General features: G+C 62.6%; 10 protein-coding genes. 5 read left to right on the top strand and 5 right to left on the bottom strand.

The window, feature by feature from the left end; translation table 11 throughout:
- Positions 1 to 8: 8 nt before the first annotated feature.
- Positions 9 to 788, bottom strand: coding sequence for a DeoR/GlpR family DNA-binding transcription regulator (locus M9978_RS17660; protein WP_254295516.1), 780 nt, complete (start codon positions 786 to 788; stop codon positions 9 to 11).
- 7 nt (positions 789 to 795) lie between these two features.
- The gene (locus tag M9978_RS17655) at positions 796 to 2,361 is read right to left on the bottom strand and encodes a glycerol-3-phosphate dehydrogenase (RefSeq protein ID WP_254295514.1); all 1,566 of its coding nucleotides are present in this window, start codon (positions 2,359 to 2,361) and stop codon (positions 796 to 798) included.
- Positions 2,362 to 2,509: 148 nt separating this feature from the next.
- Here M9978_RS17655 and glpK point away from each other — a divergent pair, with 148 nt between their 5' ends.
- Entirely contained in the window at positions 2,510 to 4,012 is a 1,503-nt protein-coding gene (glpK, locus tag M9978_RS17650; RefSeq protein WP_254295512.1) for a glycerol kinase GlpK, read from the top strand.
- A 249-nt stretch (positions 4,013 to 4,261) separates the two neighbouring features.
- Positions 4,262 to 4,720: a MaoC family dehydratase gene (locus M9978_RS17645; RefSeq protein ID WP_254295510.1), complete on the top strand. Its 459-nt coding sequence runs from the start codon at positions 4,262 to 4,264 to the stop codon at positions 4,718 to 4,720.
- Positions 4,721 to 5,035: 315 nt separating this feature from the next.
- Here M9978_RS17645 and M9978_RS17640 read toward each other — a convergent pair whose 3' ends face one another.
- The 3 genes from M9978_RS17640 to M9978_RS17630 form a co-directional block, all read right to left on the bottom strand.
- Positions 5,036 to 5,680 carry a TetR/AcrR family transcriptional regulator gene (locus M9978_RS17640; protein WP_254295509.1) on the bottom strand — a complete coding sequence of 215 codons (645 nt, stop codon included), beginning with the start codon at positions 5,678 to 5,680 and terminating at the stop codon, positions 5,036 to 5,038.
- An 83-nt stretch (positions 5,681 to 5,763) separates the two neighbouring features.
- The gene (locus tag M9978_RS17635; protein ID WP_254295507.1) at positions 5,764 to 7,491 is read right to left on the bottom strand and encodes an alpha/beta fold hydrolase; all 1,728 of its coding nucleotides are present in this window, start codon (positions 7,489 to 7,491) and stop codon (positions 5,764 to 5,766) included.
- 78 nt (positions 7,492 to 7,569) lie between these two features.
- Positions 7,570 to 9,831 (bottom strand): TonB-dependent receptor, encoded by a 2,262-nt coding sequence (locus tag M9978_RS17630; protein ID WP_254295505.1) that lies wholly within the window; start codon positions 9,829 to 9,831, stop codon positions 7,570 to 7,572.
- A gap of 301 nt (positions 9,832 to 10,132) precedes the next feature.
- On the opposite strand from M9978_RS17630, the gene M9978_RS17625 reads away from it, so the two are divergent.
- Genes M9978_RS17625 through M9978_RS17615 form a run of 3 tightly spaced genes read left to right on the top strand, consistent with a single transcriptional unit; the run spans position 10,133 to position 16,454 of the window.
- On the top strand, positions 10,133 to 11,467 hold the full coding sequence (locus M9978_RS17625) for a spinster family MFS transporter (protein WP_254295503.1): 1,335 nt from the start codon (positions 10,133 to 10,135) through the stop codon (positions 11,465 to 11,467).
- Positions 11,464 to 13,059: a class I adenylate-forming enzyme family protein gene (locus M9978_RS17620; RefSeq protein ID WP_254295501.1), complete on the top strand. Its 1,596-nt coding sequence runs from the start codon at positions 11,464 to 11,466 to the stop codon at positions 13,057 to 13,059. Before M9978_RS17625 ends, M9978_RS17620 begins: the two co-directional genes overlap by 4 nt.
- A complete protein-coding gene (locus M9978_RS17615; protein ID WP_254295498.1) occupies positions 13,056 to 16,454 on the top strand; it encodes a glycosyl hydrolase in 3,399 nt (1,132 codons plus the stop codon). The genes M9978_RS17620 and M9978_RS17615 overlap by 4 nt, the downstream gene beginning before the upstream one ends.
- The last annotated feature ends 5 nt before the right edge of the window (positions 16,455 to 16,459 follow it).

Below are 16,459 nucleotides of genomic sequence, written 5' to 3'. Positions count from 1 at the left end.
CACGAGGTTCAGCCCGTCTCGATCACTCGGACACCATGTTCGGTGCAGGCCGCGCGCAGGCTCGGATCGAGCAGTCGATCCATCACAAGGTAGTTTACCATGTCGAGCCGACCGATGCGAACCGGGGCGGGCCGCCCCACCTTCGAAGCATCCGCGACCAGGATGACCTCGCGTGCATTGCGAACGATCGTCTGAGTAACCTGGACCTCGTCGACCGAGAAGTCGAGTAGACTGCCGTCGGAGTCGAGCGCCGAGGCGCCGATCAGGGCATAGTCCACCTTGAACGTCCGGATAAAATCCATGGCCAGGGGACCGACGACCGCGCGATCCCCCCGCCTGACGCGGCCGCCGACCACCACCAACTCAATTGTCTCGTGGCCATCGAGAATGTCGACGATATTGAGGTTGTTGGAGATCACAAGAAGGTCCCGGTGCCCGGTCAGCTGGATGGCGACCGCCTCGGTGGTGGTGCCGATATTTACGAACAGCGATGCGCCATTCGGGATCAAGGCCGCCGCCGCCCTGCCAATCGCGGCCTTCGCGCCAGTGGCCACGGCACGTCGCTCAGTGTAGGATATGTTGTCCACGCCCGACGTGACGATTGCCCCGCCATGAACTCGGGAAAGCATCGACCGACCCGCAAGGGCGTTCAGGTCCTTGCGGATGGTCTGAGGAGTGACCCCCAGCTCCGTGGCGAGTTCCTCCACTGAGACGCTGCCGGTGCCACGCGCCAGCTCCAGGATGCGGGCATGACGCGCCGCAACCACGTCGCCACCGGTGTCATCCATCTCTCGCTCAGCCTTCCTCAAACTCCACGCCCGTCGCCGACCATGCCGGACCAGACCGCGCCCCGCAACGATCGGATAGATACGCGTCGATCGATGCCGCCGCGCCCTTTGGCGCATGCAGGCCGCACTTAGTACGGCGGAAAAGGATGTCCTCGCCGGACTGGGCCCATTCATGATCAGATAGATAGTCCACCTCGCGAGCATAAACCCCGCCCCCGAAGTCCTGACCGAGGTCGGATACGTATTCCGTTTCGCCGAGCAGTAAAGGCGCGCGAGTGCCGTGTGACCGAGTCATCCTTCGCAACAATCCGGCATCGAGGTGAGGGTAGCGCAGGACGAGAGAACGCAGATAGGCGTCAAAATCGCCCTCGGGAATATCGCCGCCGGGCAATGCCACACCCCGCGTCCACGCCGGTCTGGCACCGGGAAAAAAAGGAGCGAGCGCGGCCAGAGCCTGCTCTGCAAGTAGGCGATAAGTGGTAATCTTACCTCCGAAAACACTGAGCATTGGCGCGCCGGGCACGCTTGCTCGGCCCGTGTCCAGATCGAGTACGTAGTCGCGGGTCACTGCCGACGCGTTCGCCGCCTGATCATCGAAAAGAGGACGAATGCCCGCGTACGTCCAGGCAACCTCTTCGCAGCTAGTGTGCCTCTGGAAATAGCGATTTATGGTCTTCAGCAGGTAGTCGATCTCGTCATTGCTGATCTTGGCGCGCCCCGGGGGCTCATCCCAAGCCTCGTCGGTGGTGCCGACCAGCGTGAATTCGCCCTCATAGGGAATGGCGAACACGATGCGGCGATCCGGGTTCTGAAGCATGAACGCATGGTCGCCGTCGTAAAGGCGTGGCACGACGATGTGGCTGCCCTTTACCAAACGGACCCCGCGCCGCGGTGACAGCTGATCCCCGCCCGTCGTCCGGGCTAGTACGTCCGATACCCACGGGCCCCCGGCATTGACCAAAGCACGCGAGGTGATGACCCGAACGCCGTCGGCGTCTTCGATCCTGGCCGTCCAGCTCGAATGATCACGGCTCGCCTCGATCAAGCGGGTTCGCGTCATCACCTGCGCGCCGCGATCCGCGGCGTCGCGAGCATTCAGAACGACCAGGCGGCTGTCATCGACCCAACAGTCGGAATACACATAGGCTCGATCGCCGCGGGACGGCTTCAGCCCCTTCCCTCGTGGGTCATCTCCGAGCCTGATCGTCTCAGTGCCGGGAAGCCTCTTGCGGCCTCCGAGATTGTCGTAGAGCAACAGTCCCAGCCTCACCATCCAAGCTGGCCTCGGGGAGTTCGTCTGGGGCAGCACAAATCGAAGCGGCCAGATGATATGCGGGGCCATGCTCCACAGCACCTCCCTTTCGATCAGCGCCTTACGGACAAGGCGAACCTCCCCATACTCCAGATAGCGCAATCCGCCGTGAATGAGCTTCGTCGAGGCCGACGAGGTGTGGTTCGCAAGATCGTCTTGCTCAACCAAAGCCACGGAAAGACCGCGGCCCGCCGCGTCGCGGGCAATTCCGGCTCCATTTATGCCGCCACCCACGATTAGAAGGTCGACGTCGCACTGCATTCGATTCCGCATGATAGTCTCGCGTTCAAACGCATTCGCGATTAGCAAACCGAAAGCGAAAGCGAAAGTCATTAGGTTCGATTGAAAGCGGTAGCGAGAACTGTTAGCGCTTTGCACTGACAACGGCTTCATCAGCGGGAGAGGGTAATTGGGAGCGCCGAGGCACATTCTCGCCATCGATCAGGGCACAACCTCTACGCGGGCCGTCGTCTTCGATGCGCTGGGCATACCCGTGGCCATGTCACAGAGAGAATTCGCCCAGCATTACCCCCAGTCGGGCTGGGTAGAGCATGATCCGGAAGACATATGGCGCGACGTGCTTGCTACTGCGCGGGAAGCCGTCGGGAAAAGCGGCATTGGTGCGGAGGGGATCGCCGCGATCGGTATTGCAAATCAGCGCGAAACCGCACTGCTGTGGGATCGCACTACCGGCGAGCCGATCTACCGGGCCGTCGTCTGGCAGGATCGACGCACGTCGCAGCTTTGCGCCAAGCTGCGCAGCGAGGGCAATGAGGGTCTCGTGATGAGGCGGACGGGGCTTCTGCTGGAACCATACTTCTCCGCGACCAAGATCGCCTGGATCCTGGACCACGTGCCCGATGCGCGTTCCCGCGCCGCGGATGGAATGCTGGCGTTCGGTACGATCGACAGTTTCCTCCTGTGGCGGCTGACAGGTGGTGAGGTTCATGCGACCGACGTTACCAATGCCTCACGCACCTCGCTTTTCGACATTCACGCAGGTTGTTGGGACCAAGAGCTGTGCGATCTGTTCGGTGTGCCGATGTCGGTGCTTCCCGAAGTCCACGACAACAGCTTCCTCTACGGAAAAACCGCGCCCGGCCTGTTCGATGCGGAAATCCCCATCACGGGCATTGCCGGTGACCAACAGGCCGCGCTGTTCGGCCAGGCGTGTTTCTCGCCGGGAATGGCGAAATCCACTTACGGCACAGGCTGCTTCATGCTTCTCAATACGGGCGAGGAGCCCGTCATTTCGCGGCATCGCTTGCTCACAACCCCGGCATATAGGCTCAACGGGCGCACCACCTACGCTCTGGAAGGCTCGATCTTCGTCGCGGGAGCCGCGATCAAGTGGCTGCGAGACGGCATCGGCGTCATTTCGAACGCGAGCGACACGTGCGACATGGCGACGCAGGTTCCGGACAGCCACAACGTCTACATGGTGCCTGCCTTCGTCGGCCTTGGGGCACCTCACTGGGACGCCGACGCGCGTGGCGCCATATTCGGGCTTTCGTTGGACACGACGCAGGCTCACCTCGCGCGCGCCGCCCTCGAGGCGGTGGGCTATCAGACGAGAGCTCTCGTATTCGCCATGACGGCAGACGGTGGTTCATCCCCTGACACTCTCCGCCTGGACGGCGGAATGGCCGCAAATGAATGGCTATGCCAATTCCTTGCTGACCTCCTCGATGTGGCTGTCGAGCGGCCGGTACATCTGGAGACCACGGCACTTGGCGCCGCCTTCCACGCTGGCCTAGCGGTCGGTCTCTGGTCTGATCTGGATGCGCTGAAATCCATCTGGGCTGCGCGTGATCGCTTCATGCCGTCGATGGACGAAGAGCGGCGTAGCAAGTTGTGGCAGGGGTGGCAGGAAGCCGTCGGCAAGACCCTCACGTCTACCGCGCGAGCCTGAACCTTAGGGGGCAGGAGGCAGCCGCAATGCTCGGGAACATCCCGTCCACCTGTGAGGCGGGACGCGGCACTCGCCAGCACCGGCCGATCCGAAGCATGACTCGTACAGGCGACCTTGTCGAGTGCCGCGATCGGTCACGATAAGCGGGTGCCCCGCCCCGCCATTGCATTAGGCCCCGCCCCACGCGGCCCATCGCGACCGCCATGGTGCTGAGCAATACTACTCACGCGAAATAGAAGGGGGACAGAGATGGCCGACACGATCACAATCAAGGCGCTGGCACAGCAAGGCAATGCGGAGCGTGTATCCGAATGGGTCAATGTCACTCAGGCGATGATCGACAAGTTCGCCGAGGCGACCGGCGATCATCAGTTCATTCACATCGATTCGCAAGCCGCCGCGCTGACGCCATTCGGCGGCACGATCGCTCACGGCTTCCTCATGCTGTCGCTGATGCCCCTCCTCCGCTCGCGGGTTGCCGGGCCAGCGATCGAGGGAGTTAAGATGGCAGTCAACTACGGCGGCAACAGAGTCCGGTTCATGATGCCCGTCCGGTCTGGCAAACGAGTACGTGGCCTATTCAGAACGATCGAACTACTGGAGAAGCATCCCGGCCAGTGGCAGCAGACAGTCGAGTTCACGGTCGAGATCGAAGGCGAGGTCAAGCCGGCGCTGATCGCCGAATGGATCACCCTGATCTTTGTCTAGCGCCAAGGTGGAGTGACCGTGCGGGCGTTCCTCGAACAGAACAGCGGTAGTTACCTCGGCGAGGTCGAGATGGTGCGCGAGGTGTCAAGGAACACCGTCAATATCGACGAACAAAGTCACAATCCCAGCGCCAAATTGATCCGAAAGATCATTCAGAGTGGATCAACCGGCCGGCCTCTACAAAGAATCCTAACATTCGTTTTGCATCTCCGGGCTTCGCCCCGCTCCTGCGTCAGTGTCGGTCGAAGGATTGGATCGCGCTTGCCGTCGCGCGTGGAGCAGGTGCCGCCGCAGGCGCTGCCCATGAGATCACATTCAGCTAGCGGATGACGGGGCCGGCGCCCTGGCCTTCTCGAAGAGCTGGATGACGTACTCGACGCACGCGTCAATTTCGGCATCCTCGCCCTGGACGAGTTCCGCGATAGCTAACCCGCGGAACGTCGCCACGGCGACACGCGACATCACTGCGAGGTTAGCCGGCGGCGCCACGCCCAGTTCCGCATAATTGTCACGTTGCGACGCGAGCGTGTGACGCTCGATCTCCTGCTCCTCCTGACGCAACTTCGCGCTGAGCTCCGGATCGGCACGTGCCGCCAGCAGTATCTCGTTAACAGCGATCGCAGGCTCGCGCCGCATACCGGCCATCACGATGCGGGGCAGTTCCTGGAGATATTTTTCGGTGCCAAGCTTGGCTCGTACCTCGTCAACCTGCCGACGCTCCTCCAGATAGACCGCGTCGCGCACCGCGACCATCAGATCCGCTTTCGTCAGGAAGTGATAACTGATGATCCCGCGACTTACGTCGGCCGCCTCTGCTACGAGCGCGAAGGTGGTCGAGCTATATCCCAACCGGTACAGGCAGCGAATGGTCGCGTCGATGATCCGGCGACGGGTATCTGCACGGCGATCCGCCTGCTTGCGGCGTTGAGGCTTATTCATGGATGCGGGACGGGCGCTCATAACACGCTGTGTATCGCGGTTGTAGATGTAACCATAGCCACGATATTCGATGCATGATCGCACCGTCTTCAGTGCACCTAAACTCAACGAGCGGCAGCGAACGGTATGACTGGAGTCTCGAAGCCCACGGCCCAATGGTTAGCGGTCCCCACCGTGACATACCATGTCACAAGGAGCGCGCAAATCGCAGCGCCTGGAATCGGCGATCCAGTCCAGCGATAGGCCAAGGCGCAGATCGCTCCCAGCCCAGCTAGGATCACACTGAACTGGAGGGTGAGGATGCTGAGCAAGGGCACGGACGAGGTAACAAGGGTGCCTGTTATCGCCATATGCGCGTAGTTGATCGCAGCGAGCAGAACGAAACCTCCGGCCATCACGCAAGCCCAGACCGCGATGTCTCGGGCGACACCAGCACCTCGTCCCAAGTGGCCGGCCAGCGGCTGCGCAAGCAATACGAAGAAAGCGAACCAGACGGTCAGATAAGGGATTGCGATGCCAGCACGTGACGATTCCAATGGCTTGAACGACCACATCCATAGACGCGCGTCGGTACCGAAGGATGTGTAGGTCACTTGAAGCGCGAAATACGCCACGGCAACCGCCAGAACGGCCGCAGCGACCTGGCGAACGAACTGGGGCCCAAGCAGGAGGCTGGCACCTGGACCAAAAAGTCGCAGCGGGAGCGTAAGCACCGCAGTGCCCATCGCCCAGACCAGCAGCTGGTTGTGAACGAGCTGCGGGAACATTGGCCCTGCGCCGACGGCCTGTCCCAAGCTCATCAACGGAATGAATGCCGCCGCCGGAAGCAGCGTATGAAGAACCGTCCGCAGCCACCAGTCGCGATTTCTGCCTGGAGCAGAGGCCGCGTTCGCCACCGCTGCCGCCTTGGCGCCAAGCAGTTCCAGAAACAGCGTAAGAGCGGACATGAGCAGAACGAACATGCCCAGCAGGGTCAGCGCCGTGCCTAGTTCCTTCAACTGCCAGCGCTGGTCCTCCGGGGCAAGCGCATTGGCCTCACCCTCGAGCGTCTGCTGAAACCAATCGACGACGGCAGCGACGCTGTCGCGCTGGTGGTGCTCGTAGGAGTGGATGGACGGCACCATGTACAGCCGCCGCGCGGTTCCTGTCCGAAGGTCTCCGTAGAGCCGTTCCGCCTCGACCGGCCCTGCCGCGCCGAAGGCCGCCTGCAGAGCGGGTGAGCGCCCCACGTCACCACCTCGAGGAACCTGCCACATCAAGGCAGCGAGTTCCTCGTAGCGACCGAACACGATTGCAAGGTTGCGAGGCTGCACCGGCTTGCCGTCATACTTGGGCACGGAGCCCACCAGCATGACGGAACGATAGTCGCTCGGCGCGCGAACGCTGGCAGCCATCGCCGGGCGACCGCCCATCGAGTGTCCGGCCAGGCCGATGTTGCCCCTATCGACGAATGGCAGCGAGCGCAGGTAGCGCAAGGCTGCAGGGCCGCCGTAATCAGCCGCACCGACTATGCCGCCAGAGTATCCATGCCCCGGCATGTCCGGGAGGAGGACCACGAACCCGCGACGCGAAAGCTCGATCGCGAAAGGCGCGATTATCTCGCGACTGTTTATGAATCCGTGGTTGAAGATGACGGCGGGACGACGGCGCGCTGTCGTCGCCGAGCGCGGCACGTAGAGTAGCCCACGCAGATCGAAGCCAGCCCCCGTGTTGATCGCCACATCAGTGACACGCACACCGTCCGCTGACTGTATGCTTCGGGCAAGCAGCGCCCCACCGAGCATTAGCAAAAGGCCCGCAACGAACAGGATCCATTTGCGCGTCATGCCCATCCCGCATCTGTCTAATACGTGCATAAATATGGCGCCGCCGGGCCGACCCTGGAAAGCCGGCCCGACGACGCCGCCACATCAGTATCGATACCGAAGAGTCACACCGTAGGTGCGAGGCTCGTTAGTGTAGGCCGTCAGGCTACCTAGGCCACGAGGCGTGCCGATACCGCCAAGGTAGATGTTCTCTTTAGTCAGGTTCCGTCCCCAGATCTGAAGACCAAAGCCGTTGCTGAAGGCCAGCTCGAGATTGGCGTTGACGAAGTTCGTCACGCCGTTCTTGAAGGCCTCAGTGTGCGGAAGGTCGCTGTAGTAGCTGGTAGCGTGACGGATGTTCACGCCACCCTGGAGCGACACCGTGTCGTTCAGCGGCTGATCGAAGTTCACGCCCCCGGTGATCGTCCAGCGCGGCGCATTGGTAGGCGTCGCCCCTGTAAGATCCTGACGCGGCAGCGGGCTGCCCGCCGCTGGCGGTGCGCCGGGGAAGCTCAGATAGGTTGCGTCCAGATAGTTAATTCCGCTCGAGAGCGTGATGCCCTTGACGGGGCGGAAGGTCAGTTCCGCTTCAACGCCGCGCGACCGGACCTTGGCCGCATTCAGCGTGGAGAACGTGGCCGTGGCGCTGTTATAAGCCTGGACCTGCTGATCGTTGATCGTCTGCGTATAGACGGCGATATTCGCGTTGACCCGACCGTCCGCAAGCCGCAGCTTGGCACCCGCCTCAAAGGCGTCGGTCGTCTCCGGATTGACGACCGGACTGGAGATGGCTGGATTCTGCGAGAAGAGCAGATTGATCGCCGCAGACTTGTAGCCACGTGCGTACCGGAGGTAGAAGTTCGCCGCCGCCGACGGCTGGTATGCGATTACCGCCGTTCCCATCAGCGCGTCGTTTTCGACCCGACGGTCGCCCGGGAAGGTCGCCGTGCCCGGCTGCACCGTGACATGAGCGGTCTTGGTTTCCGTCAAGTAGCGCAGACCACCTGTAACTCGCAACGTGTCCGTGACGTTGTAGGTCGCCTGCCCGAACACGGCGCCGCTCTCGGCGGTACCCACGCCCGTCGAGTTGAAGCGCGGAATAAGCACGCCGTCGAGAATGATCGGCAGATAGTTCACGTCGGTGATCTTCTGATCAAAATAGTACGCTCCAACCACGAACTCGAGCGGACCGCCCGAAGCGTTCTGCAGGCGCACCTCGGCGGAGTTCTCGCTGATCCATGTCGTCGGATATGACATGTAGATCAGACGGGGAGGATCGATGCCGTCGAGGTCTACGCGCACGTCGGACTTGAACCGGCGCATGGCGCCAATCGCGGTAAGGGTCAGGTTACCGAAATCCTGATCCACCTGCAGCGAAACACCCTTGTCCCACGTCTTCTCGTTCGTCAGATTGCCTTGCGTGGTCACGCGATTGAACGGATTGTAGAAGGTTCCCGGAACCGCAGGATTCGATGGCGACACACCGCGCGTACCCGGTCCCGGAGGCGTATATCCAGCAAACTCGCCGGCAGCCACAGCATCCGAGATGAACAACGGCGTGTAGGAGCAGCAGTTGTCGTCAAGCTGCGAGTAGTCGCCGATCAGCCGCACCCGCGTCGTCTCCGTTGGCGTCCAGTACAACTGTACTCTGAAGCTCTGGCGGTCGCGCGAGTTCATCGACCCTTCCGGCAGACGCAGCGCCTTGAGCACGCCGTCACGCTTGCTTTCCGACGCGGCGACGCGGATCGCGAGCTTGTCGGCCACGATCGGGACATTGACCGACAACTTTGCCTCAATCGCATTGTAGTTGCCGTACGTACCCTCAGCGTAGACGGCGAGCTTGGTGGCATCAGGGAGCGTGGTCGCAATGTTGAGCGCACCGGCGGCATTATTGCGGCCGAACAAGGTAGTCTGAGGACCACGCAGTACCTCGACCCGCTCAATGTCTAGAAGATCCTGGAGCGCAGATCCGGGACGACCGCGGAACACGCCATCTATGTAGACGCCAACCGACTGTTCGAAGCCGCGGTCTGTCACCGTTGTGCCTATGCCGCGAACAGTGAAGCTGCCATTGCTTGGATTCGACGTCTGATTCACGATCAAGCTGGGCGAAACTTCCTGCAGGCTCGACAGATTGCTGATGTGAGCCGAGCGCAACTGATCACCGCTGACAACTTCGACCGACGCGGGCACCTTCTGAAGAGTTTCCGAGCGACGCTGAGCCGTGACGATGATCTCACCACTGTCGACGGTCTGCGTTTGCTCCTCTTGGACAGCTCCATCCGTGAGCACAGCATCGTTAGCGTGCGCAGGCAGGCACGCACCTAGGCTGAGCGCGAATACGGAACAGAATGTCGTGAACTTCATCAAGTCCTCCCCTTGTGTGATCATCGCAACCGGACGCTGCTTCTCTATGATCGAATTTTTCTCATATCGCGTCTTATTCGATCATGCAAGCACTTGCTGGACGCTTAGTTAGTAAGATCGACCCTGCGAGAGGCATGCGAGCGCTCCTGCGAGAGGCATGCGAGCGCTATCGGAAGCGCCGCATTGCGTGAAACTGCGGCGGCAGCCCCGGACCTGGATAAGCGACTGCAGCTATTCGATTGGACTTGATCGCTGAGACGGGACCAATTAGTCAGTTTCAATCAAAGAAGTTCAGGTGAGGATGGCAATGGCGGAGACCAACAAGTCGTCGGTGGCAGAGGCTCCGGCAGTAGGCGAGCCTGCGCAGCGGAACCGATACGTTCTGGGCATCCTACTGCTCATCTACATCCTGAACTACCTTGACCGGCAGATCATCAACATCCTGGCCGAACCCATCAAAGCCGACCTGTTGCTATCCGACTGGGAGCTGGGGCTCATCAGCGGCTTGGCATTCGCGCTGTTCTACACCTCGCTGGGCATCCCTCTAGCGAGATGGGCGGACGGACCCCGGAACAATCGAGTGTCGCTGATCTCGCTGTCGCTGCTGGCGTGGAGCGGCATGACCATGGTCTGCGCGGCAACGCAGAACTTCTGGCAAATGATGCTGGCGAGAATCGGCGTCGGCGTCGGCGAGGCGGGCTGCTCGCCGGCTGCACACTCCCTGATTTCGGACGTCGTTCCCGCCGAGCGCCGTGCGACAGCGCTTGGCATATACTCGCTCGGTATTCCCATCGGCAAGATGCTTGGCATGGCGGCCGGCGGATGGATCGCCCAACACTATGGCTGGCGGGCGGCGTTGCTGGTCGTCGGTGCCCCCGGGATTGCTCTGGCATTGCTGACCTGGCTCACGGTCAAGGACCCCCGGCTCGGCCGCGACCGCAAGACCGACTACGGGAAGTCTTCCGGCGGGGATGCTTGGCGCCTTCTCCGGCGAGCGCCGCTATTCTGGTACGCGACGGTCGCCTGCAGCCTTACCTCGTTCGTGAGCCTAGGAAGTGCAGCCTTCCTCGGATCGTTCCTGATCCGGGTTCACGAACTGACGGTGGCGGAGGCGGGGCTGTGGCTCGGCCTGTCAATGGGCGCTGGTGGCATGTTCGGCTCCTGGTTTGGGGGATTTAGCTGTGACCGGCTGGGCCGACGCACGCCGCGCGCCCACATGCTCCTGCCAGGCATCGCGTCGCTAGGGGGTGGGATCCTCATTTTCCTCGCAGTATTCGCGCAGCATACCTCGCTCGCAATCGCCCTTTTGGGGGTCTCAGCAGCGCTCACTTCCTTCTGGTACGGCCCAGTGTTCTCGGCAGTGCAGGGGGTCGCGCCACCTTCAACTCGGGCGACCGCGGCTGCGGTCCACCTCTTCGTCGTCAACGCACTTGGCTTCGGCCTCGGGCCGACCGTTATTGGCGCCCTGAGCGACGGCTTCAACACCGGGGTGCTGGGCGGTACGCCGATGGGTCTCGCGGACGGCCTGCGTTGGGCAATCGCGGTTGCAGCATCATCGACGATCGTCTCGGCCGGCCTCTTTATCAAGGCCTCCACCTTCCTGCCCACTCGGCGCACCAATCCGGAGTTCGCATGAATACGACATCTAGGCTTGAACTGGCCGAAAGTGAGTTCATCACCCTTCCCGATCTCCTGCATGTCCGGGCAACAGAACAGCCGGACAAGCTGGCCTTCATCGACGCCCGTCGCGAGACCAGCTACGAAGCCCTGGACCGACGCATGTCGCGAGTGGCCGGCTCCCTGCAGCGGGATGGCCTGCGAAAGGGCGACCACGTTGCCATCTGCGCCAGCGGTAACAGCATCGAGTATATCGAGGCTTTCTTCGGTGCGCTGCGCCTAGGCGTCGTCGTGGCGCCTCTCGCTCCCTCTGGCACACCCGACTCGCTCCGGGCGCAGATCAAGGACAGCTCTGCTCGCGTGCTTTTCCTCGATGCGGACACCGCCGAGCACCTTGGCGACGCCCTCTTCGAAACCGCGGTAGCCCGCGTGGCGCTTGATGGATCGAGCATAGGCATCCCATTCGAGACGTGGCTCAACGATGCCGACGCGGCAAACCTGCCCGCCATAGTGGCAGAGGATCCTTTTAATCTTATCTACTCTTCCGGGACCACCGGAGCGCCGAAGGGCATCGTGCAGCCTCATGCGATGCGCTGGGGTCACATGCGCCGCGCGATCTATCCGCCCGACGCGGTCACCCTGATTTCGACGCCGCTATACTCGAATACCACGCTGGTATCGCTCATCCCGACGATCGCGAACGGCGGCACGGTCGTGCTGATGAAGAAGTTTGACGCCGCCGAATTCCTCTCGCTATCGGAGCGTCACCGCGCGACGCACGCGATGCTGGTGCCTGTGCAGTACCGCCGCATCCTCGACCATCCGAGCTTCGCGACGCGGGATCTTTCAAGCTACCGCCTGAAGTTCGCCACGTCCGCGCCGTTCGATCCGGCTTTAAAGCGTGAGGTTATCGACCGCTGGCCCGGCGGCCTCATCGAATTCTATGGGATGACCGAGGGTGGCGGCACGTGCGTCCTTCTGGCGCATGCGCACCCCGACAAGCTGCACAGCGTGGGCCAGCCTCTGCCCGACCACGACATCCGCACCATCGACGAGGAGGGCCGCACCACCAAGCCCGGCGTTCCAGGCGAGGTCGTAGGACGATCAGCCGCGATGATGACAGGTTACCATAATCTCCCCGGCAAGACGTCGGAGGCGGAATGGTACAGCCCTGATGGTAAGCGCTTCATCCGGACCGGTGATCTCGGGATGTTCGATCCGGAAGGCTTTCTCGTCCTTATCGGCCGAAAGAAGGACATGATCATCTCCGGCGGCTTCAACATATATCCGGGCGACCTCGAGGCCGTGCTCTTGGCCGATCCCACGGTAGCCGAGGCTGCCGTGGTCGGAATCCCGTCCGCAAGTTGGGGCGAAACGCCCGTTGGCTTCGTAACGCTGCGCGAGGGGGCGGACGCAGACGACACACTGGTCGAGGACATCCGCGCCGCAGCTAACGCAAAACTCGGGAAGACCCAGCGGTTGAGCGACTTGCGCATCGTCCCGGAACTTCCGCGCAGCGCAATCGGAAAGATCCTGAAGCGCGAATTGCGGGACATGTACGTCGCCAGTACCGGCAGCGCCGGCAGAACGTCCATCGAGGAGACGAAATGAGCCACATCTCCGCGCGCGGCGTCCTGCTTTCCAGCGTGCCGCTGCTGCTGCTCACGGCTGCCGCAGCCGGGCAGACCTCGGCTGCTCCAGATGCGCCAGAGCAATCGTCTGAGCGATTATCAGTGCCATCGCTCGAAACCGGCTTCCGCGACCCGCCCAACGCTGCTCGACCGCGGGTATGGTGGCACTGGATGAACGGCAACATCACCAAGGAGGGTATCCGAAAGGACCTCGAATGGATGAAGCGCGCCGGCATCGGCGGCCTGCAGAACTTCGACGCGGCGCTTAACACCCCGCAGGTCGTGGACAAGCGGATCAGCTACATGACGCCGGAATGGAAGGCCGCGTTCAAATATTCCGCGGAATTGGCACAGAAGCTCGATCTCGAGCTGGCGATCGCCGCCTCTCCTGGTTGGAGCGAGACAGGGGGACCCTGGGTTCCCCCGGAAGACGGCATCAAGAAGCTGGTCTGGAGCCAAACCGACGTCCAAGGCGGCCGGATCCGGGTCAAGCTGCCAGCGCCGCCGACCACAACCGGTCCCTACATGGATATTCGGGCGGCATCAAAGATGGCGAGCGGCGGCGATGCGCCACGGCCCGAGTTGTACCGCGACGTTGCGGTCTTTGCCTACCCGCTATCCCCCGATCCCGCTCGCGCGATCGCAACGGTAAGCAACCTGGGCCGCCCGCTCGACGCGGCAGCGCTGTCCGATGGCCGCTTTGGCACTTCGGTAGCGGTGCAGCGAGACGGCCTTGGCGGCGAGGGTACGGTCGAGTTCGACTACGGCGCGCCGGCCACCATCCGCTCCGCGACCGTAGCGCTCGAAGGCACCGGTCGGACGGCGTTCACCCCGATCGACCTGCTTCCCGTGCTGGAGGCGCAGACGTCCGCAGGCAGCTGGACGAAGGTTGCCGAGCTGGCGTTTACGGCCGACATACCCACCACCGCCAGCTTCGCGCCGGTGACCGCCAGCCGGTTCCGCATCCGCTTCCAGCCGGTCAGGGTGCAACTGACCAGTGAGCGTCTTAACGCCTATCCCGGTGCCATCACCTCCACTTATCGACCGCCCGCCCCCCCGTCCCGCACCATCAACCTCGCCGAAGCGAGCCTGTCGACCGCCCCGCGCGTCGACCGCTTCGAAGCGAAGGCCGGGTTCTCAGTGGCGCGGGACTATTATGCACTCGAAGGCGCAGCCCCGGGGAGAGAGCCTGGCGTTCCTAGGGATCGCGTTATCGAGTTGACCGATCGGATGAGGCCGGACGGCTCGCTGGACTGGACGGCACCGGCAGGCCGATGGCGCATCACGCGGCTCGGATGGTCGCTGACCGGCACGCTCAACCACCCTGCGACCGCCGAGGCAACGGGTCTGGAGGTAGACAAGCTGGATGGCGCGGCGGTCACCCGCTATCTCGACACCTATCTGGCGATGTTCCGGGAGACCGTCGGTCCCGATTTATTCGGAGACAAGGGCCTTCGCGCGATCCTTACCGACAGCCTAGAAGCGGGCGCATTCAACTGGACGCCGGAATTCCGGGCCAGGTTCAAGGCGATGCGCGGATATGACCTCGGCCCGTTCCTTCCCGCACTGACCGGGACGATCGTCGGGTCGAGAGCAGAAACCGACTTGTTCCTCTACGACTATCGCCGGACGATCGCCGAACTGCTCACGAGCCAGCATTATGGCACGATCGCACGGATCGCCCGCCGCAATGGCCTGACCGTCTATGGCGAGGCACTCGAGGTGGCGAGGCCGTCGCTGGGTGACGACATGGCGATGCGGAGCCATACCGACGTGCCGATGGCAGCGATGTGGACATACAAGGGCGGCGGCCCGCGCTCGACGTTCCTTGCCGACATGAAGGGTGCCGCATCGGTTGCACATATCTATGGCCAGAATCTGGTCGGCGCGGAGTCGCTGACCTCGGGGATGAACTACTGGGCGCACGCCCCGGGCGATCTTAAGCCAGTGATCGACCTGGAATTTGCCTATGGCGTCAACCGGCCGGTCATCCACACGTCGGTGCATCAGCCTGTTGAGCGCAAGCCCGGCCTGTCGCTGCTCGTCTTCGGCCAGTTCTTCAATCGACACGAGACATGGGCCGAGATGGCGCGTCCCTGGATGGACTATGTGGCGCGGTCGAGCTTTCTACTTCAACGCGGCAGGTATCATGCCGATCTCGCCTACTTCTTCGGCGAGGAGGCACCGCTCACCGCTTTGTATGCGGAGCGGCAGCCAAAGGACGCACCAAAGCGCTACCCTTACGACTTTATAAATGGCGCCGCGCTTCGTGATCAGGTGCATGTCCAGGATGGAGAACTGGTCGCGAGGGGCGGAACGCGGTATCGCGCAATCTATCTTGGCGGCTCCAGCTACCGGCTGACATTGGCAACCCTGCTTCGCCTTGAGGAATTGGTCGCGGCAGGCGCGACGCTGATCGGCATGCCGCCAGTCTCTTCACCAAGCCTTTCCGACGATCCCTCCTCGTGGCGATCGGCACGCGACCGACTTTGGGGAGAAAGGGCTGGGACCATCGATCGGGGCCGGGTCATAGCCTCGAGCGACGCCGAAAATGGTCTCGAGGCGATCGGGCTGCGGCCGGACGTCGAGTTCTTGAACCCTCAGGCAAATGTGCTGTTCCTTCACCGCACGTCCAGGACCGACGACGCCGAGATCTACTTCCTGACCAACCGCCAGGACGCGCGCCTGAACAGCAGGGCCCGCTTCCGCGTCGCCGGCAAGCAGCCCGAGCTTTGGCGGGCGGACACCGGCGCGATCGAGCCACTCAAGCATCGCTCCGACGGCGATTCCACCATCGTGGACCTCGATATGGCACCGAAGGACGCATTCTTCGTGGTGTTCCGCGGCGAGGGTCAGGCTAGGGTAAGCTCGCAATCGGCGGTTCCGGGGCGCGTCCTGCGGCAGCTCCAGACGCCTTGGACAGTGAATTTTGAGCCTGGCCGCGGCGCGCCTACCTCCATGCGGATGCACAGGCTGGCATCGCTCACGCAGAGCCGGGATCCCGGCGTCCGCTACTTTTCCGGCGTGGCGACTTACACCTCCTCGTTCGACCTCCCGGCGAGCTATCGCGCCGGCGACCCGTTGTGGCTGGACATGGGCCAGGTGGGTGAGGTGGCCGAGGTCCGGATCAACGGCCGGCCCGCGGGCATCGCGTGGAAGGCTCCCTATCGCCTCGCAATCGGCGACGCAGTCCGCGCCGGCCGCAACGAGGTGGAGATCCATGTGGCGAACCTCTGGCTCAACCGCCTGATCGGAGACGCGCAACCGGGTGCCAACAAGGTCGGGTTCACTTCACTGCCAACGTTCGGTCCTGACGCTCCGTTGCGGGAATCGGGACTGATGGGGCCGGTAACCGTTCTCGCCCCGGCCAGGTAGCCTCC

It is taken from the genome of Sphingomonas tagetis, assembly GCF_024211275.1.
GTDB classification, from domain to species: domain Bacteria; phylum Pseudomonadota; class Alphaproteobacteria; order Sphingomonadales; family Sphingomonadaceae; genus Sphingomonas; species Sphingomonas tagetis.
This window is presented reverse-complemented; position numbering and strand designations above follow the sequence as displayed.